This window comes from Streptomyces cinnamoneus (assembly GCF_002939475.1).
In the GTDB taxonomy this organism is placed as follows: Bacteria; Actinomycetota; Actinomycetes; order Streptomycetales; family Streptomycetaceae; genus Streptomyces; species Streptomyces cinnamoneus_A.
On sequence record NZ_PKFQ01000001.1, the window covers coordinates 1529592 to 1554630 of the forward strand.

Below are 25039 nucleotides of genomic sequence, written 5' to 3' on the forward strand. Positions count from 1 at the left end.
GTCCCCGGTGCTCGGTGGAGGTGTGGCACCCGGGGCGCGGGCTTCACGCCGCGGAGGTGAAGACGGGCAGGTAACCGCGGGAGTGGCCCGCGGCGTTGGGGTGGTACGACTCGTCGACGGGGAACGCCACGCTGTTCAGCCACGCGCTGCCGGAGCAGAGCTCGTGGCCGGCGAAGGTGGAGTTGACGTCCCCGTAGGCGAAGCCGTGGTCGGCGGCGCGCTTGGCGATGACGGTGTCGATCTGGTCGGCTGCGGCGTTGATGGCCTTTCTCTTGGTGTCGCTCAGCCCGATGCAGACGCCGCCGGTCTTGTAGAAGCGCGGGTAGCCGAGGACGACGACGCGCGCGGCGGGGGCTCTGGAGCTGATGGCGGTGTAGACGCTGTCGAGCTTGGCGGGCAGCTCGTCCTGGATGAACGCCCGCGCGCGGGCGATCCGGTCCAGGCAGGAGCTGTCGGTGCCGAGGACGCAGGAGGACATGGTGTCGGCGAAACCGGCGTCGTTGCCGCCGACGCTGATGCTGACGAGTCCGGTGGAGGAGTTGAGCGACGCCAGCTGACCGCTGAGAACATCACCCGTTCGGGCGCCGGAACACGCCACGAAAGTGAATCTCGACGGGGCGTGGGCGGCGGCCCACAGGGCGGGGTACGCCTTGGTGCTGCGTTTGCAGGCACCGCTTGCGGAGTCGTAGTTTCCGGCACCCACGCCGGAGGCGTAGGAGTCACCGAGCGCCACATAGGCGGGAGTTGAGGCGTGTTCGGCGGCGTGCGCGGCGCCGGCCCCGCCGAAGGCGAGGGCGACGGTGAGGGCCAGCGCGGAGACGGAACCCGCGAACCGGGACAGTTTCATGGAACCTCCCTTAGCAGGGGTTTCTGCCACCACCGTGGTAGCAGCGCCCTGCTGTCGCTGGAAGTGTCCATGCCAATACTGTGTCCGTCACCGCGCGCCGACCAAGTGGCGCGGCCATGCCACCCATGGCTCACGGGCGATGACTGAACGTCAGGAGTGACCGAGGGGTCAGGAAGTGCCAACTGGCGTAAAAATGCTCGTCAGTTGGGACGTGAGCCGGCCTCCGGAAGGCTTTTCCGACTGTTCAACTGACGGCCAGGCGCCAGGCGTGGCGACGGCTCCGGAGGGCGGCTTTTCGCATGGCCTTCACATCTTGACGGGCCTCCGCCCGCTGCGCGACATTGAAGCCCGGCATCCGGCGCTTCGGGGGGCAAAGTCGGCAATGCAGAGCTTCACTGATCTCACCGGTCTCGACGAACCGACGGAACCAGACGGCGCGGGTGGCGAGGAGGGCCCCATCGGCGGGAGGCGGCCGGCGGGGGACTCGCTCCCCGTGATCGCGGGCGCGGCGACGGCCATCGCGGGGGTGGGCGGCGCCCTGGCGCTCGCCGACATCGGCTCACCGCTGCGCGCGCCCTTCACCTTGTTCTTCCTGCTGGTGGCACCGGCGTGCGCCCTGTCGGCCGTGCTGCGCGGGCTCGATCCGCTCAGCCGGTCGGTGGTGGCCACCGGCGGGGCCGTCGCGGTCGACCTGCTGATCGCCGAGACCATGCTCGCGCTGCACACCTGGTCGGTGCGGGGCGGGGTCGCCGCGGTGGCGGCCGTCAGCCTCCTTCTGTACCTGCTGGCACATGCGCGGCGCCATCGCGGCCGCGCCGCGAGAAGTCGGGCTTCGTGACGTGGACATCAGCGTGTACCGGCCCGGCGAGCTCACCGCGGCCGACCGGACGGCCTGGTCGGCGATGCAGGTGCGGGCGGTGGAGGACGGTTCGCCGCAGTTGACGAATCCCTTCCTCGCACCCGAGTTCGCCCTGGCCGTGGGGCGCTGCCGGCGCGGCGCCCGGATCGCGGTCGTCCGGGAGGAGGGCGCGCCGGTGGCCTTCTTCCCCTACCAGCGCAGCTCGCTCGGTGTGGGGCGGGCGATAGGCATGGGCGTCTCGGACGCCCAGGGCCTGGTGCACCGCCCCGGCTTCCAGTGGGACACCCGCGAGCTGCTGCAGGCGTGCGGGCTCTCCCTCTGGGAGTTCGACCACCTGGTGGAGGGGCAGAAACCGTTCGAGGTGGTGGCCTCCGGCTCGTACGCCTCGCCGGTCATCGACGTCGACCAGGGGTTCGACCGGTATCTGTCGGCGCTGCGCAAGCAGTCGCCGAAGTTCACCCGCACCACGCTGGCCAAGGAGCGCAAGCTGGGCCGGGACGCCGGCGAGGTGCGGTACGTGCACGACGAACGTGATCCGGGCGTGCTGCGCGCGCTGATCGGCTGGAAATCGGCGCAGTACCGAAGAACAGGGCGCGCCGACCGCTTCGCGCGCCCGTGGATAACGCAGCTCGTCGAGCAGCTGTTCCACACTCGCACGGAGACCTTCAGCGGCCTGCTGTCGGTGCTCTACGCCGGTGGCCGGCCGGTCGCGGCGCACTTCGGGCTGCGTTCCACGACCGTGCTGGCCTGCTGGTTCCCGGCGTACGACCCGGAGTTCGCGAGGTACTCACCCGGGCTCGTGCTGCATCTGCGGATGGCCGAGGGGGCCGCCGCCGAGGGGATGGCCTATCTGGACCTGGGCCGGGGCGGCAAGGCGTACAAGGACTCGCTCAAGACCAGGGAACTGAGCGTCTCGGAAGGCTGGGTGACCCGGCGTCATCCGGTCGCCCTGGGCTACCGGGCACGGCGGGCGCCGGTGCGGGCCCTGCGCAACACGGTGCTGTCCCGGCCGGAGCTGTTCGAGCCGGCGGACCGGCTGCTCAAACGGGTGGGAAGCCTCCGGGAGAGCGGTCACTGACCCTTCGCACTTGTGGGTGGCCAGTCAATAGCCCAACAGAGGCGGATGGTTGCATAGGCGCAAAAAACACCAAAGGAGGAGTCTCCGCCCCACCTCTTGCCATACGGTCTCAAGCTTCAATACCGTCGTACATCTACCCGCATCGGCCCATCATGTCAAAGCGGCTCCGGGGAGGGCTTCGTAAGCGTCGCGATGGTGTCCGGAGCGGGGCGCGGCAGGGGGTGCCGCGCCCGGCCGCAGTCAGTGCCGGGTCGCGTGCCGCGCGCCGGTGCTATCTGCCAACTCGCCCTGCCCGTGCGGTGTTCGCCATCGCCGGGACCGGGGTGAGTACCCCCTTTTCGAACCGGACACACGATCGGACCGCTCTGGGCGGGCGGTCCGCCGGACGAGAGGGAACGAAGACCCATGAGTGCGTTTCTGCGCCCAGCGGCCAGTGAAGAGGACCCGGAGACATCCGGGGGCCGCTACCGTCCGGTGACCTCGCAATTCGCGATAGCGCCACCGGTGAGCGTCGTCATTCCGGCCATGAACGAGGCGGAGAACCTTCCGTACGTCTTCAAGACACTTCCCGACTGGATCCACGAGGTGGTCCTGGTCGACGGCAACTCCACCGACGACACGGTCGGCGTCGCCCGCGGGCTGCGTCCGGACGTCAAGGTCGTCGAGCAGCTCGGCAAGGGCAAGGGCGACGCGCTGATCACCGGTTTCGCCGCCTGCACGGGCGAGATCATCGTCATGGTCGACGCGGACGGCTCCGCCGACGGAGGGGAGATCGTCAGCTACGTCTCCGCGCTGGTGGGCGGCGCGGACTTCGCCAAGGGCTCCCGCTTCGCCAACGGCGGCGGCACCGACGACATGACCTTCGTCCGCAAGCTGGGCAACCGCGTTCTGACGTCCATGGTCAACCACAAGTTCGGTGCCCGCTACACCGACCTGTGCTACGGCTACAACGCGTTCTGGAAGCACTGCCTCGACGAGATCGCCCTGGACTGCGCCGGCTTCGAGGTGGAGACCCTGATGAACATCAGAGTGGTCAAGGCCGGGCTGCGGGTCCAGGAGATTCCCAGCCATGAGTTCGTCCGCATCCACGGCGCGAGCAACCTGCGGGCCGTGCGCGACGGGATCCGGGTACTGAAGGTGATCCTCCGCGAGCGGGGCGTCCGCCGTGGCTCCCGGCGGCGGCAACGCCCCCTCGCCATCGCGCCGGCCGCCAACCGCGGGGAAGTCTCTTGAGCGCTGCACCGACCGGACGGACCGGCGCACCGAGCGTCTCGGTGGTCGTCTGTGTGTACACCGAGGACCGCTGGGGCGACATCCTCGCCGCGGTGGCCTCGGTGTGCGACCAGTCCCACCCCGCCCTGGAGACGCTGCTCGTGGTCGACCACAACCCCGGACTGCTGCGCCGGCTCGCCAAGGCGTTCGGGGACGACGGCGCCGGGGCGCACCGGGTGCGGGTGCTGCCCAACGCCGGCCCCCGGGGCCTGTCGGCCGGCCGCAACACGGGCATCGCGGCCTCCTCCGGCGAGGTGATCGCCTTCCTGGACGACGACGCGGTGGCCGAGCGGGACTGGCTGCTGCACTTCGCCGAGGCCTACGCCGACCCCCGGGTGATGGCGGTGGGCGGCCGCACCCAGCCGGTGTGGGCCTCCCGGCGCCGGCCGGCGTGGTTCCCCGAGGAGTTCGACTGGGTCGTGGGGTGCACCTACCGCGGGCTGCCGCCGGGCAGGGTGCCGGTGCGTAACGTCCTCGGCGGCAACGCCTCCTTCCGCAGGACGGCGCTCGCGGCCGTCGGGGGCTTCGCCAGCGGCATCGGCCGCGACGGGCACCGGCTGCCGCTGGGCTGCGAGGAGACGGAGCTGTGCATCCGGCTGGCCCGCGCCGTGCCGGACGCCGTGCTCCTGATCGACGACCGCTCGGTGATCCACCACCGGGTGCCGGCGGCCCGGGAGCGGTTCGGCTACTTCCGGACCCGGGCGTACGCCGAGGGCCTGTCCAAGGCGCTGGTGGCGCACATCGTGGGCGCCCAGGACGGGCTGGCCAGCGAGCGCCGGTACACCACCCGCGTGCTGCCGGCCGGTGTCGCGCGCGGGGTGCGCGACGCCCTGCTGGGCAGGCCCGGCGGGGCTGGCCGGGCGGGGGCGATCGTGGCCGGGGTGGCCGCCGCGGCGGGGGGCTACGTCCTGGGCACCTGGCGGGCGCGGCGGACCGGGGGGCGGTTCGCCGTGGCGTCGCTTCCGGCGGCGGCACCGGGCGAGGGGGCGGCGGCGTGAGAGCGGAACCGGTCCCGATCCTGATGTACCACGCGGTGGCGCACGCGCCCGCCCGGGCTGCGTACGGGCTGTCGGTCTCCCCCGGCGCCTTCGCCGAACAGATGCGGCTGCTGGCCGACTCCGGCCACACGCCGGTGACCGCGGGCCGGCTGGCCGCCGCCTGGCGCGGCGGCGGCCGGCTGCCCCCCAGGCCGGTGCTGATCACCTTCGACGACGGCTACGAGGGCGTGCACCGGTACGCCCTGCCCGTCCTGGCCGAACACGGCTTCGCCGCGACGCTGTTCGCCTCCACGGGGTGGCTGCGCGGTGCCCATGAGACCGGGGGCGCGCTCGACCTCATGCTGAGCTGGGACCAGCTGCGGGAGCTGGCCGCGGCGGGCGTGGAGATCGGCGGGCACAGCCACACCCACCCCCAGCTCGACCAGCTCACCGACGAGCGGCTGTGGTTCGAGGTGCGGCACTGCCGCGATCTGCTGACCCTCGAACTGGGTCACCCGCCCGGGTCCTTCGCCTACCCGTACGGCTACTCCAGCCGCCGGGTGCGCGATACGGTGCGCGCGGCCGGATTCGGCGTCTCGCTCGCCGTGGGCAACGCGCTGGCCGTCCGCCGTCAGGGGCCGTACGCCCTGGAGCGGGTGACCGTGCGCCGTTCCACGTCCACGGCCGAGTTCGAGCGGCTCGTCGAGGGCCGCCGGGTCGGCCGGCTGTTCGTGGCGGACCGGGTCCTGACCAAGGGGTACGCAGTCGTCCGCAGAAGCCGCGGTCTCCTCAGGAAGAGCGGCGTCAGGAAAGCGATCGAGGCCCGTGTCTGACACCTCCACCCGGACCGAGGAAAGAGCGGTGGAGCCCGCCGCCCGACGGCTGCGGCTCCCCGGCCGGGGAGGCGGCAGCCCGTTGTTCCGCAACGCCTTCGCGCTGATGCTGAACACGGGCATCAGCGCCGTCCTGGGGGTGGGCTTCTGGCTGGTGGCCGCCCGTTACTACACGGAGGAATCCGTCGGCCAGGGCTCGGCGGCGATCGCCGCCATGAAGCTGCTGGCGGGGCTGACGGCGGTCACCCTCACGGGCGCGCTGGCGCGCTTCATCCCGGTCGCGGGGCGCACCACGGGACGCCTCGTCCTCGGTACGTACGCGGGAAGTTCGGCGCTCGTCGCGGTGGCGGCGGGCGTCTTCCTGCTGACGCTGGACCTGTGGGGGCCGTCCTACGCCTTCCTGCACGGAGTGCTGCCGGGCCTCGGGTTCGCGGCGGCGGTGGTGGCGTGGTCACTGCTGACGCTCCAGGACGGGGTGCTGACCGGGCTGCGCAGCGCGTTGTGGGTGCCGGTGGGCAACACGGTCTTCTCGGCCGTGAAACTGGCGTTGCTGGTGGGGCTCGCGGCGACGCTACCGGTGTCCGGGGTGTTCGTGTCCTGGGTGGTCTCGATCGCGGTGTCGGTCGTCCCGCTGGGCTGGCTGGTCTTCCGGCGGCTGGTGCCCGCCCACGTGCGGGCGACCGAGGAGAGCGCCCAGCCGGCCTCCTACCGCGAGATGGGCCGCTTCCTGGCCGGTGACTGCACGGGGTCGCTGTTCTCCCTGGCCGTGGTCTATCTGGTGCCGGTGATCGTGGCGGCGCAGGTCAGCTCCGCCGACAACGCCTACTTCTACATCACCTCCACCATCGGCGGCACGGTCAACCTCCTCGCCATCAACATGGGCGCCTCCCTGACGGTCGAGGGCTCGCACGACCCGGCGCGGCTGGCGGAGAACTGCCGGGCGGCGCTGCGCCGGATGGCCAAGATCATGGTGCCGGTGTGCGTGCTGCTCTTCGTCCTGGCCCCGCACGTCCTGCGGGTCTTCGGACAGGGCTACGCCGACGCGGCGACCCCGCTGCTGCGGTGGTTCGCGGTGGGCGCGGCACTGCGCGTGGTGATGGAGGTGTACTTCGCGGTACTGCGGGCGCAGAGCCGCACGGCGGGGCTCGCCTACCTCCAGGGCCTGCTGTGCTTCCTGGTCCTGGGCCTGACGCTGCTGCTGCTCCCGCGCATGGGGCTGACGGGCGCGGGCGTGGCGGAGATCTGCAGCCTGACGGTGATCGTCTCGATCGCGGCCGTGAAGCTGCGGGCCGTCCTGAAGGCCGCGCGGGTGCCCGCCTCCCCCGCCGCGCCCGTCACCACCGAGACGCCGCCCGACGGCGACCTGGCGGACCTGGCCGTGCACGGCGACCGGCGCGACGACGCGGACGGAGAGCGGGAGACCACCCGGCTGGGCACGCGCCGGGCCCTGCGCAAGGTCCTCGACGCCGACACGGTTCCGCTGGGCGTGCGGGTGGACATCGACCACCTGGAGCGGCGCCCGGACGTACGGCCCGCCGGGGAGGCGGCCGAGCGCGCCCCGGCGCCGCCCGGTCCCGACGAGGCCGCGGTGTCCCCGGCCAGACCCCGGTGGCGCACGCCCGAGGCCGCGGTCTGGTTGCTGCTCGCCGCCGCGCTGGCCCTGTACTGGCTGCCGCTGAAGGCCGTCGGCGAGGTGAGCCTGGACGGCATGGGCGGGCTGGGGCTGGTGTCCGTGCTGCCCGTGGCGACGCTGGTGGGGGCGGCGCTGCTGGTGCTGGCCTTCGCGTCGGCGCTGTGGCTGGACCGGCCCCGCACCTGGCTGCTGCTGACGATCCTGCTGCTGACCGTGGTGTCCCTGCACGCCGTGCCCGCGCTGCTGGAGGACCGGCCGCGCTTCGCCACGGCCTGGCAGCACCTGGGCTTTCTGGACTACATCGACCGCACGGGCACGGCGGTGCCCGACCTCGACGCCCGCTGGAGCTGGCCCGGCTTCTTCGCCCTCGTGGCCTTCGCCGCCCGTGCCTGCGGCGTGCACGACCTCACCGAGGTGCTGCGCTGGTGGCCGACGGCCGTGCAGCTGCTGTGCCTGGCGCCCCTCGCGCTGCTGCTGCGGGCGGTGCGGGCGGGCTGGCGGGCGAAGTGGACCGCGCTGTGGCTGTTCGCGCTGTGCGGCTGGGTGGGGCAGGACTACTTCTCCCCGCAGTCGCTCAACTACCTCTTCTACCTGCTGTTCGTGGCCGTGCTCCTGGTGTGGTTCCGCTGGCCCGGGCAGCTGCGCGGCAAGCTGCTGCCCGGCGAGCGGGAGGTCGCCCGGGCCGGGCGCGGTGAGCTGACGGCCCTGCTGGCGCTGCTGCTCGCCCTGTTCACCGCGTCGGTGACCAGCCACCAGCTCACGCCGTTCGTCATGCTGGGCGTCCTGACCGCCCTGGTGCTGGTGCGCCGTTCGGCCCTGACCGGGCTGCCGCTGCTGTGCGGGGTGATCCTCGCGGTGTGGGTGGGGTTCCTGGCCGAGCCCTACTGGTCGGGCCACTTCGACGAGCTGTTCGGTGGCCTCGGCTCACTGGGCGGCAACGTCTCCTCGTCCGTCTCCGGCCGCATAGAGGGCGGCAGCCAGACGCACAAACTGGTGCTCTCCATCCGGGTCGCGCTGGCGTGCGGGGTGCTGGCCTGCGCCGCCCTGGGCTGGTGGCGGCGGCGCCGCGCCAAGGTCGGCGACCGTTCGCTGCTGGTGCTCACGGCCGTGCCGTTCCTCGCCTTCGGCATGCAGTCCTACGGCGGCGAAGTGGCGCTGCGCGTCTTCCTGTTCGCGCTGCCCGGCGCCTGTGTGCTGGCCGCGCTGGCGCTCTTCCCGAAGACGACGACCGGACCGGGCCGAACGTACCGCGGGCCGGTGGCCGTCCTGCTCACCGGTGTGGTGCTCGTCTTCGGGTTCCTGGTGGCGCGCTGGGGCAACGAGTCCTTCGAACGGGTCCGCGCCGGCGAGGCCGCCGCCATGGACTACGTCTACCGCCACGACGAGCCGACCGTGCGGCTGCTGTGGATGAGCAGCGACACGGTCAACGACGTCACGCCCTCCATGCCCTGGGGCGCGCGCGACATGGAGCGGGTGCTCTACGAACCCACGCTCGCCCCCCGCGACCCCGCTCAGGTGCCCGACCTGGTGCAGGCGCTGCGCCGGGCCGGGCCCCGGGCCTATCTGATGGTCAGCCGGGGCCAGTCGGTCTATCTGGAGATGAGCGCCGGCTACGCGCCCGACTGGGAGCAGCGGACGCGGCGCGCCCTGGACGGCCGTCCGGAGCTGCGCCGGGTGCTGGTCAACGCCGACGCCGCGCTCTACGAGCTCAAGGACAAGCCCGCCGGGGCCGCCCCGGAGCCCCGGCCGGGACCGGCCGGGCCCCGGGTGACCTGGAATCCGGTGTCCGTCGTCGGCGGGCTGGCCGCGGTGGCGCTGCTGGTGCTGCTGACCGTGCGGGAGCTGGTGCGGGTGGGCGCGGGGCCGGGGGTGCGGCAGCTGCGGTGGGTGCGGGGAGCGTTCTGGTTCGCGGTGCCGCTGCTGGTGGTGGTGCTGGGGTCACTGGTGTGGCGGATGGCGACGATGTCCTAGCCGGCCAGGGCGGCCCGGCCGCCCGCCGCCTTCCCGCCGGCCGCCTCAGAAGAGGGCGCGGTAGCAGAGGGCCGCGACCGCGCTGCCCCCCGGCACCGGCCGTCCCGGCCGGTGGTGCGGCAGGACGTGTCCGTTGAGGGCGGTCACGCCCGTGGCCGGGTAGGTGACGCGCGTCCCCGAGGTGCGGTCCCAGGCGGGATCGCTTTCGAGCGCCCCCAGCTGCTCCATGCTGCTGCCGATCAGGCCGGGGTGGACGTGGAGCGGTCCCACCTCGCCGAAGGCCGTGGTGAGGAGCGTCAGATCGCACAGTTCCGTGTCGACGTGCAGGAAGACCTCGTCGTCGTCCTCGTAGTAGCCGTAGGCCGCGAAGGTGGGCACCAGGAGCCGCCCGGTCACCGCCCGGGCGGTGCCGACGAGCGAGAGGTGCACCCGCGCCAGAAGGCGGCCGCTCGCCGCGGGGGTGCCCCGGCGGGCCGTGCGGCGCGCGGAGACCGGGGTGCGCGGGCCGCTCCGGGGGATCTCGGCGAAGGGGTGCCGCGCGCGGGCTTCGGCGGCGAGGCGGCCGGCCAGGGCCCGGTCCCACAGGCCCGGGAGGGCGACGTGGCCGAGGGCGGCGAAGGAGCGGTACTGGGCCCGGGTGACGGCCGCGTGGCGCGGGAGGGCCCCGGAGGGGATCACGGGACGCGTCACGAGGTGGTGGCGACCGGCCAGGCGACCTCGGGGGTGTAGTGCGCCATCTCGGCCTCGCCGGGGAGGGTCAGGACGCCCACGAAGGCGTAGCCGCCGGCCAGGGGCACCTTCTCGCTCCCGCCGAGGTGTTCCTCGATGACGGCCCTGGCCTCAGGGGCGGCCCTGGCCATCTCGACGGCCTCCCTGGGCAGGACGTAGTAGTTGTCCTCCGCGTCGACGATGACCAGCGCCTGACTCTCGTTCTCCGGCACGGGGTCTCCTTCCCCTCGGTTGACGCCGCTCGAAGTGTTCCCCCGCCCCGGGGGATAAGGCAACGGCCGTGACCGTCCACCCGGGTGGACGGGTCCGCGCGGTCAGAGCCAGCGCGCTTCGTACGCCCCCAGATCGACCGTGCGCCCGTCGACCCGCGCCGTGACGCCCCGGTCCGAGGTGTTGACGACCAGCAGGGCGTCACCGGCGGCCAGGGTCCTCAGACGGGCGCCGTCCGCGCCCTCCACGTCGACGGGGCGGAAGTCCGCTCCGGGCGGGAACTCCTTGGCGAACCGGGACAGCAGGCCGAGCATCGGCAGACCGCCCCCGCCGTCGCCCAGTTCGGTGCTGCGCCACAGGCAGCCGGGACAGTCGGGGCCCTGCTCCTCGGGGTTCCAGTAGAAGGCGGCCGCGGCGCCGGACTCGGCGAGCCGCATCATGGCGACGGCCTGGACGGCGACGCGGTGGGGCTCGGTCCACAGCTTGCGCTCGTCGTGGGCGTCGGCGGGCTCCACGTACCACTCGGCCCACCACACCGGCAGGCCCGTGGTGCGGTTCAGCCACGTGGTGACGTCGGCGAACTTGGCGGTGGCCGCGAACTCGTCGGGGAGGGTGCGGCTTCCCGTGCGGGTGTAGCTGGAGCCGTCCACCACGACGAAGTCGGCGCCCTCCTTGTGCTCGTCCCAGTACTCCAGGGCGTCGATGGCCCGCTGGTCGACCACGCCCCAGTCCCCTTGGAGCCGCGAGGCGTTGGTCTCGCTGCCGGGTGCCTCGCTGTCCATGACCACGTACGGGCCGCCGACGAGGGCGTGTCTGTTCCGCTTCTTCACTTCCTTGTAGACGAGGTTGTACAGCTCGGTGTAGCCCTCGTAGTCCCAGCGGTTCCTGGATTCGTCGTAGAAGCCCTTGAATTCGTTCCACACGATGAAGTGGCGCACGTCCGGATAGCGTGCGGCGATCACGCCGGCGAGCTTGGCGAAGTCGCGGTAGTGGGCCCGCTCGGGGGCCTTCTCCAGGGACTTCTGGGACCAGTCGGTGCGGGTGCCGCCGCCCTTCATCCAGTCCGGCGCGCAGCACAGCGTGAGCACGGGGGCGCCGCCGCTCCTGCGCATGAGCGCCACCCGCCGGTCGAGGTCGGAGAAGTTGTACGCGCCGGGCCGGGGCTCGGGGTTGTCGGCGCCCCAGCCCATGATGTGCTGGTTCTGCGGCAGCGGATCGGCGGAGAGGGCCGTGACCGCGGCCTTGCGGGCGCCGTCCTGACCGAGATCGGCGCTGTACTGGGTGTGGGTGAAGCCCCAGCCCAGGTCGGCCGCGGTACCGCCGGCGCGGCCGGGCGGGCCCGTGCCCCCGACGCCCGACTGCCAGGCCAGGACGACCAGGGCGAGCACCAGGCCCAGCACGAGGCCGGTCCCCGCGAGCAGGGCGGGAAGTCGCCACCGCCCCGCCCGGGGTCGCCCACCGCCCGCCTGAAGCAACGCCCGACCTCCACGATGACGTCCCATCACGGCAAGGGTAACCGCGGTGGAAACGGTGTGCGGGGGCTTCCCGGCAGGCGGGGCCGGAACCGGGGACAACCGGGGTGCGCCGGGACGTTCCGTGCCGGATCATGGGCGGCATGTGTGCCGACGCGACCGCCGCCAGTCCCCGGTTCCCCTCCGCCTCCCCCTCCATCCGTCTGAACGTGGACAGCGACTCCCCGGCCGACGTCGTCGACGCCCTCTTCCTGGGGCCCTTCAGCACGGGTGAACAGCCCTACGCACGCGGCCACTCGGTCGAGCGGGTGCGGTCCGGGGCGACGCTCCTGCCGCCCGGGGCCACGGTGGTGCGGTCCGCGCGGGACGACGACCGCAGCGCGGTCCTGGCCGAGGGCGAGGGCTGGCGGCTGCTGGCGGCGCGCTGGATGCGGGGCAGCGCCGAGGTGACGGTGACGGCCGTCAGCGACGAGCTGGCCCGCACGGTGCTGGAGCGGGCGGTGGAGGGGGCGGAGGACGAGCCCGAGCCGCAGCCCGAGCACGTCACCATGGGCTTCTGGTACCTCTCCCCGCGGCGCGGCCCGCACCGCACCACGCGGCAGATCTCGGCGGGCACGTGGGAGGAGGTGCGCGCCAACTACACCGCGCCGGTGGCCGACGCGATGGACCGGCTGATGAAGGTCACCCCGGACGACATCGCCGGCCGGCTGCTGCTGTTGCACGGCCCGCCCGGCACGGGCAAGACGTCCGCGCTGCGCACCCTGGCCCGCTCGTGGCGGGACTGGTGCCAGGTGGACTGCGTGCTGGACCCCGAGCGGCTGCTGAACGACGTCGGCTATCTGATGGACATCGCCATCGGTGAGGACGACGGGTCGGAGCGGGGCCGCTGGCGGCTGCTGCTCCTGGAGGACTGCGACGAACTGATCCGCGGTGAGGCCCGGCACGCGGCGGGCCAGGCGCTCTCCCGCCTGCTCAACCTGACGGACGGTCTGCTGGGGCAGGGCCGCAACGTCCTGGTGGGCGTCACCACCAACGAGGACCTGGAGCGCCTCCACCCGGCGGTGGTCCGGCCGGGGCGGTGCCTGGCCCGGATCGAGGTGGGGCCGCTGACGCGGGCGGAGGCGGTGGGCTGGCTGGGCCGCGAGGAGGGAGTGGGCCGTCACGGCGCCACGCTCGCCGAGCTCTTCGCGCTGCGGCGCGGCACGGTGCCCGCCTCGGTGCCGGAGCAGCAGGGCGGCGGAGCGGACGCGGGGCTGTACCTGTAGCGGTCCGCCCCCGCCGCCTCCCGCGACCGGGGGTCCCGGTGGCGGGAGGCGGCGGGGGCGGGCTCAGCGCTCGTAGACCGCGCGCAGCGCGTCCCGCACGGCGTCCAGCGCGGCCTCCCGGCCCAGGCCCAGGCGCTGGGCGCGCTCGGCGTACGCGCGGGCCGCCGAGGCCGCCTCACGGGCCGCCGTGTCGCCCGGCGCCGCGATGAACGTACCGTTCCGGCCGCGGGTCTCGATCACGCCGTCCGCCTCCAGGGCCCGGTAGGCCTTGGCCACCGTGTTGGCGGCGAGGCCCAGTTCCTCGGCGAAGCCGCGGACGGTGGGCAGCTTGTAGCCCACGGGCAGCGCCCCCGAGCGGGCGCGCTCGGCGATGCGGGCGCGGATCTGCTCGTACGGGGGCTCGGCGGCGTCCGGGTCGACGGTCATCTGCAAGGCCACGGTGGGACTCCTGGCTGGCGGTGGCGGTGGGGCGGCGTGTGGTGCCGTCCATTGTGCGCCAGTGCCGCCGGTCGTGCCCGCGGCGCGCTAGAGCTCGAGCGCCGTGCCGTAGGCGCTCAGCCAGGTGTTGAGCCCGAGGACCAGTTCCGTGGTGGACCGGAACGAGTCCCCCGCGTCCTCGTCGAGGGAGCCGGCGACGGCGGCCCGGTCGAGCAGCGGCTGCACGGGCGCGTCCTTGTCCGCGACGACGCGGCGCAGTTCGGCGCGCAGCACCTCGGCGTAGCGGGGGTCCTGCGTGCTGGGGTAGGGGCTCTTGACGCGGTCGGCGACGGAGGCGGGGAGCAGGTCGCGGGTGGCGGCGCGCAGCAGCGACTTCTCGCGTCCGTCGAAGGTCTTCATGGCCCAGGGGGTGTTGAAGACGTACTCGACGAGGCGGTGGTCGCAGAAGGGCACCCGCACCTCCAGGCCGACGGCCATGCTGACGCGGTCCTTGCGGTCGAGCAGCAGCTGGACGAAGCGGGTCAGGTGCAGGTGGCTCACCTCGCGCATGCGCCGTTCCAGGCCGCTCTCGCCCGGCAGCGCCGGCACTTCGGCGAGGGCCTCGCGGTAGCGGGCGTCCTGGTAGCCGGGCAGGTCGAGCTTGCGCAGGACGCCCTGGTCGAGGAGGGCGGTGCGGCTGCCGCTGCCCTCGCCGGAGAAGCGGTCGAAGGTGCCCGCGGCGATCCAGGGGAAGGTGTCGGCGTGCACCGCCTCGGGGTCGTGGAACCAGCGGTAGCCGCCGAAGATCTCGTCCGCCGACTCGCCGGAGAGGGCGACCGTGGACTGCTCGCGGATGGCCTTGAACAGCAGGTAGAGCGAGGTGTCGCCGTCGCCGAAGCCGATGGGCAGGTCGCGGGAGGTCAGTACGGCGTCGCGGTGGGCCCGCTCCATGAGGGTGGCGGTGTCGAGCACGATGTCGGTGTGGTCGGACGCCACGTGCTCGGCGAGGGCGTGGGCGTAGGGACCGTCGGGGGTGGGCCGCAGGTCGTCGGCCTTGAAGTTCTCGGTGTAGCCGGCGAAGTCGACGGAGAAGGAGCGCACCGGCCCGCGCCCGGCCTCCCCCAGGCCCTTGGCAGCGAGGGCGGTGATGGCGGAGGAGTCCAGGCCGCCGGAGAGCAGGGTGCACAGGGGGACGTCGGCGACGAGCTGGCGGGCGACGATGTCGTCGAGCAGGTCGCGCACGTGCCGGACGGTGGTGGGCACGTCGTCGGTGTGCTCGCGCGCCTCCAGGCCCCAGTAGCGGCGCACCGTCAGCCCTTCGCGGCGCACGCGCGCGGTGTGGCCGGGGCGCAGCTCGTACATGCCCTTGTAGACGGCGTGGCCCGGGGTCTTGGTGAACGCGAGGATCTCGGCGAGGCCCTCGGCGTCGACGGCGGGGCGCACCACCGGGTGGGCGAGGACGGCCTTGGGCTCGGAGCCGAAGATCACTCCGTCGGCGGTCGGGAAGTAGTAGAGGGGCTTGATGCCCATGCGGTCGCGGACCAGGAGGAGTTCCTCGGCGCGCGGGTCCCACAGGGCGAAGGCGTACATGCCGTTGAGGCGCTCGGTGAAGGACTCGCCCCACTCGAGGTAGGCGTGGAGGACGACCTCGGTGTCGCTGTCGGTGCGGAAGGCGTGGCCGTGGGCCTGGAGTTCGGCCCGCAGCTCACGGTAGTTGTAGACCTCGCCGCTGTAGGTGGTGGCGAGCAGGGTGCGGCCGTCGTGTTCGACGAGCATCGGCTGCTTGCCGCCCTCGATGTCGATGACGGCGAGCCTGCGGTGTCCCAGGGCGGCGTGGGTGTCCAGCCATACGCCGCCGGCGTCCGGTCCGCGGCAGGCCATGGTCCGCGTCATGGCCTCCAGCGTGCCGCGCGCGGTGGTGAGGTCCTGGTCGTAGGAGATCCATCCGGTGATCCCGCACATGGTCGCGGTGTCCCCTCTCGGTAGGCCGCCCCGGTGGTCCCGGGGCCTCGGCTCTGCCCCCGTGGCCGCGGCCCCTCACCCCCGCGATCGGGGCCGCGCAGCCGACGCTACGCCGATATAGATGCATCTACCATCTACTTTCGGCAAAGCCGTGCCCCGGCTCCTCGAAGGGCCGGATCCCGCCCCCGCGCGAGCCGCTGGGCCCGGCCTCACGCCAGGAAGTGGAACTCCGGCGCCGGGTGCATCAGGAACGCGTGGTGCGAGATGTTCCAGGCGTAGGCCCCGGCCATGGCGAAGGCCACCCGGTCCCCCGCCCTCAGCTCCGCCACCGGCACGCGCCGGGCGAGGACGTCCTTGGGCGTGCACAGCTGACCGGTGAGGGTCACCGGCTCGTCCAGGGCCGCCGGCCGCGGCCAGGGGTGCTCCCAGACGTCGACCGGCAGCACGGTGAAGGGCTGGTCGTGCCCCTTGGCCACCGGCGTGCGCAGGTGGTGCGTGCCGCCGCGCAGGACGGCGAAGGCCTCGCCGTGGCTGTGCTTGAGGTCGACGACCTCGGTCACGTACCAGCCGCAGTACGCGGTCAGGGATCTCCCGGGCTCGACGCGGAAGGTGACGCCGGGGTGCTCGGCGGCGAGCGCGGCCAGGCCCTGCCCGTAGGCGGTCCAGTCGAAGCGGGAGCGGGGCCGGGTGTAGTCGACCGCCATGCCGCCGCCGACGCACACCTCGGGGACGGCCAAGCCGTGCCGGTCGCCGAACTCCCGCGCCCAGCCGGCGACCGCGGCGGCGACGGCCAGCTGGGAGGGGGCGTCCAGGCCGCTGGCCAGGTGGGCGTGGACGCCGCGCAGCCGCAGCCGGCCGCGCAGCAGGGGCACGCAGGCGGCGGCGGCGCGGGGATCGAGGCCGAACGGGCTGGGGCCACCGCCCATGGTCAGGGCCGCCCCGCCCGGATCCCCCGGGGCGGCGGGGAGGTTGACCCGCAGCAGGACGTCCACCGGCGCCCCACCGGGCCGCCCGTCGGCGAGGGCGGCGAGCAGGCGCAGCTCCCGCTCGCTCTCCACGTGGAAGCGCCGGACGCCCGCGTCGAGGGCCAGGAGGAGTTCCTCCTCGGTCTTGCCGGGGCCGCCGAAGGCCAGCGGGAGCCCCGGGACGCTCGCGCGGACGTGAGCGAGCTCACCGCCCGAGGAGACCTCGAAGCCGGAGACGTGGGGGGCGAGAGCCGCCAGGATCTCGGCGGCGGGGTTGGCCTTGACCGCGTAGTACAGCTCCACCGCGCGCGGCAGGGCGGCCCGCACCGCGGCCGCGTGCCCGTCCAGGGCGGCGAGGTCGTGGACGTAGGCGGGCAGCCGGCCGGCGGGCAGGCGCGCGGCGAGGGCGGCGACGGGAGGGGTGATCATCGCGGGGTGCTCCAGGGTTCGGTGCGGGCGGCTTCGCAGAGCAGGTCGGACCCCAGGGGCGAGCCGATGCGGACGTAACCGGCGTGCCGGTCCGCCTTGCGCTCCCAGCGGGTGAGCAGGTTGGCCTTGGCCGGCAGCGGCGCCCCCGCGATCAGGGCGCGCAAGGCGGGCGGCGCGCCGTGGGCGGCGCAGCGCGCGGCCAGCTCCCGGCGCACGGCGCACCACAGGCGGGGCTCCAGGCGGGGGTGGCGGTCGGCGAGGGCGGCGAGCATCTCGGCGAGGTGGTTGACGACGAGGCAGTAGACGACTCTGTTCCAGCCGCGCTCGGGGTCGTACCTCATGGCCCGGGCCACGTCCGGGGCGAGGGCGGCGAGGGCCGCGGCGTGGTGCCCCGGGAGCAGTTTGGTGCCCTCCAGGTCGCGCAGGAGGACCTGCCGGGGCATGCCCTCCTCGTCGACGCCGACGACGACGTTCTGCAGGTGCGGTTCCAGGACGACGCCGTGGTCGAAGTAGGCGGCCAGCACCGGTGGGACGAGCAGCCGCAGGTAGGCGTTCCACCAGGCGAGGGCCCGGTCCGGGCCGGCCCCCGCGAGCAGCCGGGACAGCTGTGCCCCGCCGGTGGGGTACTCGTCGGCGACCGCCGCGGCCAGCAGGGCGGTCAGGCCCGGCGCGAGCCGGGCGCCGAGCCCCTCGCGGACGATGACGCCGAAGCCCTCCGCCAGCTCGCGGCTGCCGAGGTCGAGCGTGCGGTAGCCGGGCTCGCGCAGCAGCTCGGCGCCGGGGAAGCGGGCGGCCAGGTCCGCGGCGACCGGTTCCAGCAGCCGGGACAGGGCGACGGCGCCGGCGAGTTCGTACTCGGCGTTCTTGCGCAGGCAGTTGGTGATGCGGATGTTCAGGCTGAACTTCAGGAAGTCCCGGCCGTCGTAGAGCGTGCGCACCGAGGCCGTAGGCGCGAACTCGGGTCCGCGCGGCCCGAGGTCGAGCACGTCGCCCCGGCCCAGGGCGGCGCGCAGGGCGGGGTGGTCCTTCAGCATGCCGTACTGCCAGGGGTGCGCGGGCAGCAGCGCGTAGCCCTCCGGCACCCCGCCCATCCGGTCGAACGCGGCGGCCGCGGCCGGTCCGGTGACCTCCTGGCGCAGGCGGGAGCGGCGTACGGCCAGGTGGCGCAGGGCGAAGCGGGCGCGGGCCTCGGGTGCGTAGCGGTCCCAGTCGCGGGGTGCGCCGGTGCGGGCCTTGGGGGTGGGGTGGAAGCGGTGGCCGAAGAGCAGGGACTGCTCGGAGTCCAGGTAGCGGTCCGCGCCCTCGCGGCCGGCGGCGTCCGGCTGCCGGGCGGCGAGGGCGGCGGTGGTGCCGGCGTGGCTGGAGGCGACCTGGTCGAGGAACTCGTCGTTGCGGACACCGGTGCGCAGCTCCAGTTCGCGGTGGACGCGCTCGGCGAGCTGCCGCCAGGACAGCTCGGCCCAGACGCTGCCGCGCTGTTCGGTGGCCGGCCCGGTGAAGCGGTGGGCGCCGATCAGGGAGGCGCGGCGCAGCCGGACCCGCAGCAGGGTGCCGCCGCGGGGCAGGCGCAGCAGCAGATGCCCGTCGGCGACGGCGGTCTGGTGTTCGGGCCCGGCCACCTCCCGCAGCAGGCAGTTCAGCAGCGTGTGGGCGACCACGTGGTCGGCGGTGGCCGGGCCGGCCGGCGCCGGGGGACTGGCGGGGGTGGCCGTGGAGCGGGCGGCAGAGGGGGCTGAGCACATTTCAGCGACTCCAGCGGAGGAGGGTGGGCGTGCCGGCGGACACGGTCGGGGGCGGAGGGCCGGCCGGGCGTTCACCTCGCGGCCGGGCGGAGGTAGTTGGGGCCCTCCACGTAGTACTTGTTGATGTCGGCCGCGCCGGAGCGCTCCTTGGTGAGCAGGGTGCCCGCGGTGATCATGGCTTTGACGGGCAGCCGGTCGGCGTCCAGGACGCGGGCGCGCAGGACGGCGGCCGTGCCGGGGGCGAGCCGGTCGGTGGCCTCGGCGAGCCGGTCGCGCAGCTGCCGCAGCCAGCCCTCCAGCGGTCCCCTGCCGAGCCGGCCCAGCTCGAAGGCGAGGGCGCCGGCGCACAGGTGGACGGTGATGGTCGCGAAGACGTCGGCGACCGGCCCGTCGCCGGCCACGAGGATCCGCCGGTCGTCGAAGCCGAGCAGGTCGGCCGCCGCGCCGCCGAGCCGGGCGGCGAGCCGTACGGAGTGCACGCGCGGCCCGTCGTTGTCCTTCAGCAGCAGCCGCAGCCGCGGTCTGCCGTCGCGCTCGTCGAGGACGACGGAGGTGTTCTGCTGGTGCGATTCGAGGGCGATGCCGTAGGAGAAGAGGGTGGTGTGCCAGTCCAGCAGGAGCGTCAGGTAGGCGTCGACGAAGGCGACCAGGGAGCCCCCGTAGTAGCGCTCCGCGAGGGCGTCGGCGACCAGGCGCCCGTCGGGGGCCCGGGCCAGCAGCGCCGCGACGGGCACCACGTGGGCGTCGTCGAGCCCGGCCGGGTAGCGGCGCAGCAGGGTGACGAGCAGTTCGTGGCCGGCCCGCAGGTGGGTGCGCTCGTCGGCGAGGAGGACGGTGCCGGCGAAGCGCGGCTCCCGGGCGACGATCTCCTCCAGGAGCCGCTGGCCGGTCTCGCCGTCGACGAGGGCGCCGGGTTTGATGGTGCGCCGGTTGCGCAGGCCCAGGGTGGCGGTGGCGAGCGGCAGCTTGAGGTGGGTCTCGGGGTCGTCGGCGACGGCGACCGTACGGGTGGACAGGGTGGGGGTGACCTCCAGCCAGGGCTTCGGGGCGAGGTGGGCGTGGTCCGCGAGGCCGGCGGCGCGCAGGGCGCCGGGGAGTGGGCCGTCGGCGGTCAGGGGGTGGACGGGCAGCGCCAGGTGGGTGGCGTCCAGCCGGCGGGGCAGGCCGAGGGTGGTGGGGGTGGGCCACCAGTGCGGCAGCTCGCCGCGCTCGCCGTGGACGGCGCCGGCCGGCAGGGCGAGCCAGCGCAGTGCGAAGACGGGGTGGAACTCGGGGGCGTACGCGCGCAGTTGCCGCTCGCCGAGGCCGGAGCGGGCCCGGCCGGTGGGGTAGACGGGGTGGTCGCGGAAGGCGGCGAGGGTGTCGAAGGCCAGGGCGCCGCGCAGCCCGGTCCAGCCGGCGGTGGAGTGGCCGTAGGTCCGGGACAGGCGGTCCACGACGGCGTCGCGCACGAGGCCGTGCAGCCGGGCCGCGGCGAGCGCCTCCTCGCACTCGGCGAGGAAGGCGTCGAAGCCGGCGCGGTCCTCGTCCGGCGCGGCCGCGCGCAGCCGGGTCAGGACCGGCCGCAGTCCGCTCACCGGGCCGCCGGGGGTGTGGAGCACGGGCTCGCGGGCCTGGACCTCGCACTGGAAGCCCTCGGGGCCCACCGGAAGCAGCAACGTCTCCTTCCCGGCCGGGAGGCGGAGCCAGTCGCCGTCGGGGCGGCGCTCGGTGGCGGCTCTGCTGCGCAGCCCGTAGGCGTTCTCGCGCAGGAGGGTGCTGAGCACCCTGCCGAGGAGGTCGTTCTCTGCCGCGTCGTTCGCCGCTTCGGCGGCGTTCGCCGTCCGGGCAGTCGCAGCGGTGCTCATGAGACGATCTCCCATCGTCGGCACGCCAGGAAGTCCGCGACGGCCCGGTCGATCCGGTCCTGGTCGGTACCGGTCGCCCGCACCACCCCCAGGTAGTCGCGGTTCGTGCGGTGGCGCGGGTGTTCCTCGCCGAGCTCGCGCAGCGGCCGGTAGACCAGGTGCACGCCGTCGTGCTCGGTGTCGCTCGCCCCGGGCGCGGTCTTGAGGATGCCGCCGCGCTCGGCGCACACGTACTCCATACGTACCCGGCCGTCCCGGCGCGCACCGAGATCCGCCGGGAGTGGCTCGCCGAGGTGGGTGCGCAGGATGTGCGCGAAGAGCGGGACGCCGAGCGCCTCGGCGAGGGCGAGGTCGCACTGGTCGCCCACGGCACGGTAGTTGACCTCGATGATCCTGGCCCTTTCGCCCTGGGCCGCGTACTCGGTGTGGCAGGCCCCGAAGCCGACGCCGAGCGCCCGGAGCATGGCGAGGACCTGCCGGGTGTGCGGAGCCGGCGGAGCGGGCAGCAGCCGCATCCGCTCCTCGACGAAGTGGGGCGGCGGGCAGAGCTCGGTCTCGAAGGAGGCGAGGACGTGGAGGGTGTCGCCGTCGCCGAGGGTCTCCAGGGTGTGCAGCGGTCCTTCCAGGTACTCCTCCACGACGAGGGCCTCGCCGGGCCGGCGCGCGCGGATCTCCCGGACGCGGGCGGCGAGTTCGGCGGCGTCGCCGACGAGGACGACGTCCTCGCTGGCCACGCCCTCGCGGGGCTTGACCACGCAGGGGAAGTCGGTCGCGCGCAGGCGGGGCGGGCGGCCGGCCGTGAGGGCGGCGGGGTCCTCGCCGGGCAGGAGTTCGGCCGAGCGGACGGCGTCCAGGCCGGCCCGGGCCAGGCTGCGGCGCAGTTGCGCCTTGTTCTTGGTGCGCAGGGCCGCCCGCCAGTCCTTGCCCGGCAGACCGAAGTAGTCGGCGGCCAGGGCGGCCTGGGTCTGGAGGTGGTCGCTGTTGGTGAACACCGCGCCGGGCTCGCCGAGGGCGGAGATCCGGCCTATGACCTCGCGGAAGTCGCGTACGTCGCAGCCGGCGAGGTCGACGGGGGGCAGCGGGCCGGCGCCGGCGGCGGGGCCGCGGGGGTGTCTTTCGTGGGCGCGCCGGTGGGCGGCGGGCTGGTCGGTGAGGAGGGTGACGGAGAGTCCGAGGCGGGCGGCGGCGGGCAGGAAGCCCTCGGTGACGGAGTCGGTCGGGTTGAGCGCGAGGAGGTACAGGCGCACGGGCATGCCTTTCGGGGCAGGGGTGTGCGAAGCGGGCGGCCGGGCGACACCGCCCTGGGCAGCGCCTACTCGGGAGCCGCGGCGCCGCCGGGTCCCGGCGCGGCGAGGAGCGTGGCGAGCCCTCTGCGCAGCCTGTACAGGGTCGCTCGGAGCGGGGGCGCGATGACGTTCACACGAGAGACCTTAGGTTAGGCAAACCTAACCTTGTCAATTCCCCTTGGGTGTACGCCCGCAATGCACCCGTTTCTTCGGTGCCGGGTCACTGGGCGCGGTCCGGGCCGCCGAGGCGCCGGTAGCGCGCACGGCGGGCCGCACGGCGTTCGCGCCGGTCACTTGCCCTGAGAGCAGCCATCTCCGCTCCGATCACACGCCCGAGAGTGGAAAGGAAGTCCCCTTCTTCCTCTACGATGCGGTCCACGATCCCCTTCGCCAAGAGGTCGGCGCTCCGCACCCCCTGACGCTCCGCCACCTCGTGCGCCCGCTCCGTCGTCCGGTACAGGATCGCCGAGGCGCCCTCCGGCGGCAGCGGCGAAAGCCAGGCGTGCCGCGCCGCCACCACCCGGTCCGCGGGCAGCAGCGCGAGGGCCGCGCCGCCGGCGCCCTGGCCCAGCAGCAGGCACACGGTCGGCGCGGGCAGGGCCACCAGATCCGCCAGGCACCGGGCGATCTCCCCCGCCAGGCCGCCCTCCTCGGCCTCGCGCGACAGCGCGGCACCGGCCGTGTCGACGATCGTGAGCAGCGGGAGGTCCAGCTCGGCCGCGATGCGCATGCCGCGCCGGGCCGCCCGCAGCCCGGCGGGCCCGAGCGCCTGCCCCCGGGCCGGGGCGCCGTCGACCGGAGTGCCGTCGCGGGTGCCCCGGTCGTGGCCGAGCACGACGCAGGGGGTGCCGCCGACGCGGGCGAGCGCGAGGAGCAGCCCCGGGTCGCGCTCCCCCGCGCCCGTACCGCTCAGCGGTGTGACGTCGGCGGCCGTCACCCGCAGGAACTCCCGCACGCCGGGGCGGTCGGGGCGGCGCGAGCGGCGGATCGACTCCTCGGCCGACGGCGCCTCGGCGAGGGCGGCCTGCGCCGGGGCGGGCACGCCGGCCGTGGTGCTCCCGGCGTCGTCCGCGCACAGCACGGACAGCGCCCGGGCGGTGGCCTCCGCCAGCAGCCCGGCCGGCAGGACGGCGTCCACCAGACCGTTGGCCAGCAGGTTCTCGGCCACCTGGACGCCCGGCGGGAACTCCTCGCCGTACAGCGCCTCGTGCACCCGGGGCCCCAGGAAACCGATGAGGGCACCCGGTTCGGCGGCGGTGAGGTGCCCGAGGGAACCCCAGGAGGCGAGCACGCCGCCGGTCGTGGGGTGGCGGAGGTGGACCAGGTAGGGCAGCCCGGCGGCCTTGTGGTCGGTGATGGCGGCGGTGACCTTCACCATCTGGAGGAAGGCGATGGTCCCCTCCTGCATGCGGGTGCCGCCCGAGGCGGGCGCCGCCAGCAACGGCAGCCGCTCCGCCGTGGCCCGCTCCACGGCCCGCACCAGCCGCTCCCCCGCCGCCACGCCGATCGACCCGCCGAGGAAGCGGAACTCACAGGCCACCACGGCCACCCGGCGCCCGCGCACCCGCCCCTCACCGGTGACGACCGACTCGTCCAGGCCCGTGCGCTCCCGGGCGGCCAGCAGGTCGGCGCGGTAGGCCGGGTCGTCGGCCGCCAGGGGCACGGGCTCGTCCCAGCACCGCCAGGTGCCGGGGTCCACGACGGCCGCGACGAGGTCCAGAGCGGAGACGGGGGCGGGAGGGGGCGTGCTGCGCTCGGTCATGAGGTCACCCTGTCACGGTCGCGTCGGGAAGATCGTCAGACGAGGAGGTCCTCGAAGTCCCCGCCCCTGGCCAGGTCCTCCAGCTCGTCCAGCGCCCGCCAGGCCGCGCGGGCCGCTTCCGGGTCCCGTTCGGCCAGGCCGCTGGCGGCGAACTCGTCCTCGTCCAGCCGCAGGACGGCGCTCCTGTCCCCCGAGAGCCACAGGTCCAGGTCGAGGTCCTCGACGGCGATCCCCTCCGGCCCGACCCGGGCCGGCCGCGCGACGTCGCAGTACCAGCCCTTGAGCGCCCCCTCCGCGTCGCGCACCTCCTTGACGGAGTACCAGCGGTCGCGCCAGTAGTGCTCGGTGAAGACGTCGCCCCCTTCGAACCGCACGAACCCGAAGTCCCGGTCCTTCTCCCCGGCCCACGGCGCCCGCACGACCACGTGCGCGCCGTCGTCGGAGACGACCGCGGCGGGATAACGCACCTTGACCCGGCCGGCCTTCTCCAGGGCGACCGTCACCGTGGTGCCTGCCGCCAGCCTCATGGGCGCCTCGCTCATGTCTGACCTCGCTCCTTGCCTCACCGTCGTCGAACGGGTGCAGCATTTCCCATGGTGCGGCGTGGAGCCAGTGATTAATCCGTCCGGCGGCCCGGCGCGAAGGCGCCGGGCCTTCGGACGCCCCCTAGGTTCTGTCTGACAAACGATCTTGGGCGGGTTCTCGGAGCCAGAGGATGAGTGCGGCGAGGTGGACCTCTGCCACGGCCCGTAGCGCTCGGGCAAGTCACGCCACGGGGCGCCGGTCCGCAACCGCCACAGAACCCCGTTGATCACCTGCCGGTGATCCCGCCACGGCCGCCCCTACCGTCAGCACCAGGCAGCAGGGGCGCTATCCGCTCCCACGCCACATCCGTCAGCTCACCCCGACCCACCACAAGATCAATTATCAGACAGGTCCTAGGGCCGAGGCCAGTTCCCGCACGCCAGCAGTACGCGGGTGCCGGGTGACCAAGTCGCTGGCGACTCGCCGGATGGCGGGCCGGTCCCGTACCTCTGCCGGGGAAACGCGCAGGGCATGGAGGAGGGCATCGGCGGTCTGCTGAGGTTTGTCCCACTGCCACCAGCGCGGGCGAGGTCGGTGCGCATGCGGGCGCGCCGTTCGGCTCGCGGCCGTGTCGTACCTGATCACGGCCATGGAGAAGTGGGGCCAGAAGCTGGAAATGTGCTGCGGCCGCACCGTGGACATCGCCGTTCACACCTTCATCCTCGACACCAGGAACTACCGGGAGTTCTGCGCCGAGCACTTCCAGGGCCGATTCCTGGAGCACATCCCCGAGATCGAGTTCAAGTACGACGGCTCGGTGGAACGCACAGCGAAGATCATCGCAGAGAACGGGTTCGAGGTGGACTGGAAGCTCTGGGAAGCCGACTACGCCAAGTGCGGCCCATGCGCACCGGGCACCAGTTGTCACTGAGTGAACCGGAAACGGTCAGGCCCGGGA

The 25039-nt window shown here is 73.9% G+C and carries 20 protein-coding genes and 2 pseudogenes; 8 read left to right on the forward strand and 14 right to left on the reverse strand.

Features of this window, described 5'->3' with window-relative positions:
- Positions 1-43 precede the first annotated feature (43 nt).
- Positions 44-847 (reverse strand): SGNH/GDSL hydrolase family protein, encoded by an 804-nt coding sequence (locus CYQ11_RS06195; protein WP_099202077.1) that lies wholly within the window; start codon positions 845-847, stop codon positions 44-46.
- A 382-nt stretch (positions 848-1229) separates the two neighbouring features.
- On the opposite strand from CYQ11_RS06195, the gene CYQ11_RS06200 reads away from it, so the two are divergent.
- From CYQ11_RS06200 to CYQ11_RS06225, 6 genes are all read left to right on the forward strand, one after another.
- Entirely contained in the window at positions 1230-1685 is a 456-nt protein-coding gene (locus tag CYQ11_RS06200; protein ID WP_099202076.1) for a hypothetical protein, read from the forward strand.
- Between the two features lies 1 nt (position 1686).
- A complete protein-coding gene (locus tag CYQ11_RS06205; protein ID WP_099202075.1) occupies positions 1687-2784 on the forward strand; it encodes a GNAT family N-acetyltransferase in 1098 nt (365 codons plus the stop codon).
- 405 nt (positions 2785-3189) lie between these two features.
- Positions 3190-4017 (forward strand): glycosyltransferase family 2 protein, encoded by an 828-nt coding sequence (locus CYQ11_RS06210; protein WP_099202074.1) that lies wholly within the window; start codon positions 3190-3192, stop codon positions 4015-4017.
- Entirely contained in the window at positions 4014-5054 is a 1041-nt protein-coding gene (locus CYQ11_RS06215) for a glycosyltransferase family 2 protein (protein WP_099202073.1), read from the forward strand. The genes CYQ11_RS06210 and CYQ11_RS06215 overlap by 4 nt, the downstream gene beginning before the upstream one ends.
- Positions 5055-5077: 23 nt before the next feature.
- A complete protein-coding gene (locus CYQ11_RS06220) occupies positions 5078-5866 on the forward strand; it encodes a polysaccharide deacetylase family protein (RefSeq protein ID WP_181143832.1) in 789 nt (262 codons plus the stop codon).
- Positions 5859-9470 (forward strand): lipopolysaccharide biosynthesis protein, encoded by a 3612-nt coding sequence (locus CYQ11_RS06225; RefSeq protein ID WP_099202071.1) that lies wholly within the window; start codon positions 5859-5861, stop codon positions 9468-9470. Before CYQ11_RS06220 ends, CYQ11_RS06225 begins: the two co-directional genes overlap by 8 nt.
- A 45-nt stretch (positions 9471-9515) precedes the next feature.
- Here the strand turns inward: CYQ11_RS06225 and CYQ11_RS06230 are convergent, their stop codons facing one another.
- From CYQ11_RS06230 to CYQ11_RS06240, 3 genes are all read right to left on the reverse strand, one after another.
- Positions 9516-10160, reverse strand: coding sequence for a hypothetical protein (locus CYQ11_RS06230; RefSeq protein WP_099202070.1), 645 nt, complete (start codon positions 10158-10160; stop codon positions 9516-9518).
- Positions 10157-10411, reverse strand: a complete 255-nt coding sequence (locus CYQ11_RS06235) for a hypothetical protein (protein WP_099202069.1) — start codon at positions 10409-10411, stop codon at positions 10157-10159. The genes CYQ11_RS06230 and CYQ11_RS06235 overlap by 4 nt, the downstream gene beginning before the upstream one ends.
- A gap of 102 nt (positions 10412-10513) precedes the next feature.
- Positions 10514-11911, reverse strand: coding sequence for a xylan 1,4-beta-xylosidase (locus CYQ11_RS06240; protein WP_099202068.1), 1398 nt, complete (start codon positions 11909-11911; stop codon positions 10514-10516).
- A gap of 113 nt (positions 11912-12024) precedes the next feature.
- On the opposite strand from CYQ11_RS06240, the gene CYQ11_RS06245 reads away from it, so the two are divergent.
- Positions 12025-13146 carry a DUF5925 domain-containing protein gene (locus CYQ11_RS06245; RefSeq protein WP_099202205.1) on the forward strand — a complete coding sequence of 374 codons (1122 nt, stop codon included), beginning with the start codon at positions 12025-12027 and terminating at the stop codon, positions 13144-13146.
- Between the two features lie 63 nt (positions 13147-13209).
- Here CYQ11_RS06245 and CYQ11_RS06250 read toward each other — a convergent pair whose 3' ends face one another.
- From CYQ11_RS06250 to CYQ11_RS30200, 10 genes and pseudogenes are all read right to left on the reverse strand, one after another.
- Positions 13210-13584, reverse strand: a complete 375-nt coding sequence (locus tag CYQ11_RS06250) for a GntR family transcriptional regulator (protein WP_181143592.1) — start codon at positions 13582-13584, stop codon at positions 13210-13212.
- An 87-nt stretch (positions 13585-13671) separates the two neighbouring features.
- Complete coding sequence (asnB, locus tag CYQ11_RS06255; RefSeq protein WP_099202066.1) at positions 13672-15525, reverse strand: asparagine synthase (glutamine-hydrolyzing); 1854 nt, start codon at positions 15523-15525, stop codon at positions 13672-13674.
- 209 nt (positions 15526-15734) lie between these two features.
- Positions 15735-16919, reverse strand: a complete 1185-nt coding sequence (locus CYQ11_RS06260; RefSeq protein WP_099202065.1) for a type III PLP-dependent enzyme — start codon at positions 16917-16919, stop codon at positions 15735-15737.
- Entirely contained in the window at positions 16916-18661 is a 1746-nt protein-coding gene (locus CYQ11_RS06265; protein WP_099202064.1) for an IucA/IucC family protein, read from the reverse strand. The genes CYQ11_RS06260 and CYQ11_RS06265 overlap by 4 nt, the downstream gene beginning before the upstream one ends.
- Positions 18662-18732: 71 nt before the next feature.
- Complete coding sequence (locus CYQ11_RS06270; protein WP_099202063.1) at positions 18733-20508, reverse strand: IucA/IucC family protein; 1776 nt, start codon at positions 20506-20508, stop codon at positions 18733-18735.
- Positions 20505-21755 (reverse strand): ATP-grasp domain-containing protein, encoded by a 1251-nt coding sequence (locus CYQ11_RS06275; RefSeq protein WP_099202204.1) that lies wholly within the window; start codon positions 21753-21755, stop codon positions 20505-20507. The genes CYQ11_RS06270 and CYQ11_RS06275 overlap by 4 nt, the downstream gene beginning before the upstream one ends.
- A 259-nt stretch (positions 21756-22014) precedes the next feature.
- Positions 22015-23556 carry a carboxyl transferase domain-containing protein gene (locus CYQ11_RS06280; RefSeq protein WP_099202062.1) on the reverse strand — a complete coding sequence of 514 codons (1542 nt, stop codon included), beginning with the start codon at positions 23554-23556 and terminating at the stop codon, positions 22015-22017.
- Between the two features lie 35 nt (positions 23557-23591).
- On the reverse strand, positions 23592-24098 hold the full coding sequence (locus CYQ11_RS06285; protein WP_240003665.1) for a ribonuclease FAU-1 family protein: 507 nt from the start codon (positions 24096-24098) through the stop codon (positions 23592-23594).
- Between the two features lie 195 nt (positions 24099-24293).
- Positions 24294-24472 (reverse strand): annotated as a pseudogene (locus CYQ11_RS06290) (transposase); the annotation flags it as partial.
- An 11-nt stretch (positions 24473-24483) separates the two neighbouring features.
- Positions 24484-24707, reverse strand: a pseudogene (locus CYQ11_RS30200) (transcriptional regulator); the annotation flags it as partial.
- Between the two features lie 2 nt (positions 24708-24709).
- Here CYQ11_RS30200 and CYQ11_RS06300 point away from each other — a divergent pair.
- Positions 24710-25012, forward strand: a complete 303-nt coding sequence (locus CYQ11_RS06300) for a UCP032817 domain-containing protein (protein ID WP_240003654.1) — start codon at positions 24710-24712, stop codon at positions 25010-25012.
- Positions 25013-25039 lie beyond the last annotated feature (27 nt).

Bases quoted from the DNA above. Each gene is read 5' to 3' on its own strand.
- CYQ11_RS06195 (WP_099202077.1), bottom strand. From the start codon at position 847: ATGAAACTGTCCCGGTTCGCGGGTTCCGTCTCCGCGCTGGCCCTCACC.
- CYQ11_RS06200 (WP_099202076.1), top strand. From the start codon at position 1,230: ATGCAGAGCTTCACTGATCTCACCGGTCTCGACGAACCGACGGAACCA.
- CYQ11_RS06210 (WP_099202074.1), top strand. From the start codon at position 3,190: ATGAGTGCGTTTCTGCGCCCAGCGGCCAGTGAAGAGGACCCGGAGACA.
- CYQ11_RS06220 (WP_181143832.1), top strand. From the start codon at position 5,078: ATGTACCACGCGGTGGCGCACGCGCCCGCCCGGGCTGCGTACGGGCTG.
- CYQ11_RS06240 (WP_099202068.1), bottom strand. From the start codon at position 11,911: ATGGGACGTCATCGTGGAGGTCGGGCGTTGCTTCAGGCGGGCGGTGGG.
- CYQ11_RS06245 (WP_099202205.1), top strand. From the start codon at position 12,025: ATGTGTGCCGACGCGACCGCCGCCAGTCCCCGGTTCCCCTCCGCCTCC.
- asnB (WP_099202066.1), bottom strand. From the start codon at position 15,525: ATGTGCGGGATCACCGGATGGATCTCCTACGACCAGGACCTCACCACC.
- CYQ11_RS06260 (WP_099202065.1), bottom strand. From the start codon at position 16,919: ATGATCACCCCTCCCGTCGCCGCCCTCGCCGCGCGCCTGCCCGCCGGC.
- CYQ11_RS06265 (WP_099202064.1), bottom strand. From the start codon at position 18,661: ATGTGCTCAGCCCCCTCTGCCGCCCGCTCCACGGCCACCCCCGCCAGT.
- CYQ11_RS06270 (WP_099202063.1), bottom strand. From the start codon at position 20,508: ATGAGCACCGCTGCGACTGCCCGGACGGCGAACGCCGCCGAAGCGGCG.
- CYQ11_RS06280 (WP_099202062.1), bottom strand. From the start codon at position 23,556: ATGACCGAGCGCAGCACGCCCCCTCCCGCCCCCGTCTCCGCTCTGGAC.
- CYQ11_RS06285 (WP_240003665.1), bottom strand. From the start codon at position 24,098: ATGAGCGAGGCGCCCATGAGGCTGGCGGCAGGCACCACGGTGACGGTC.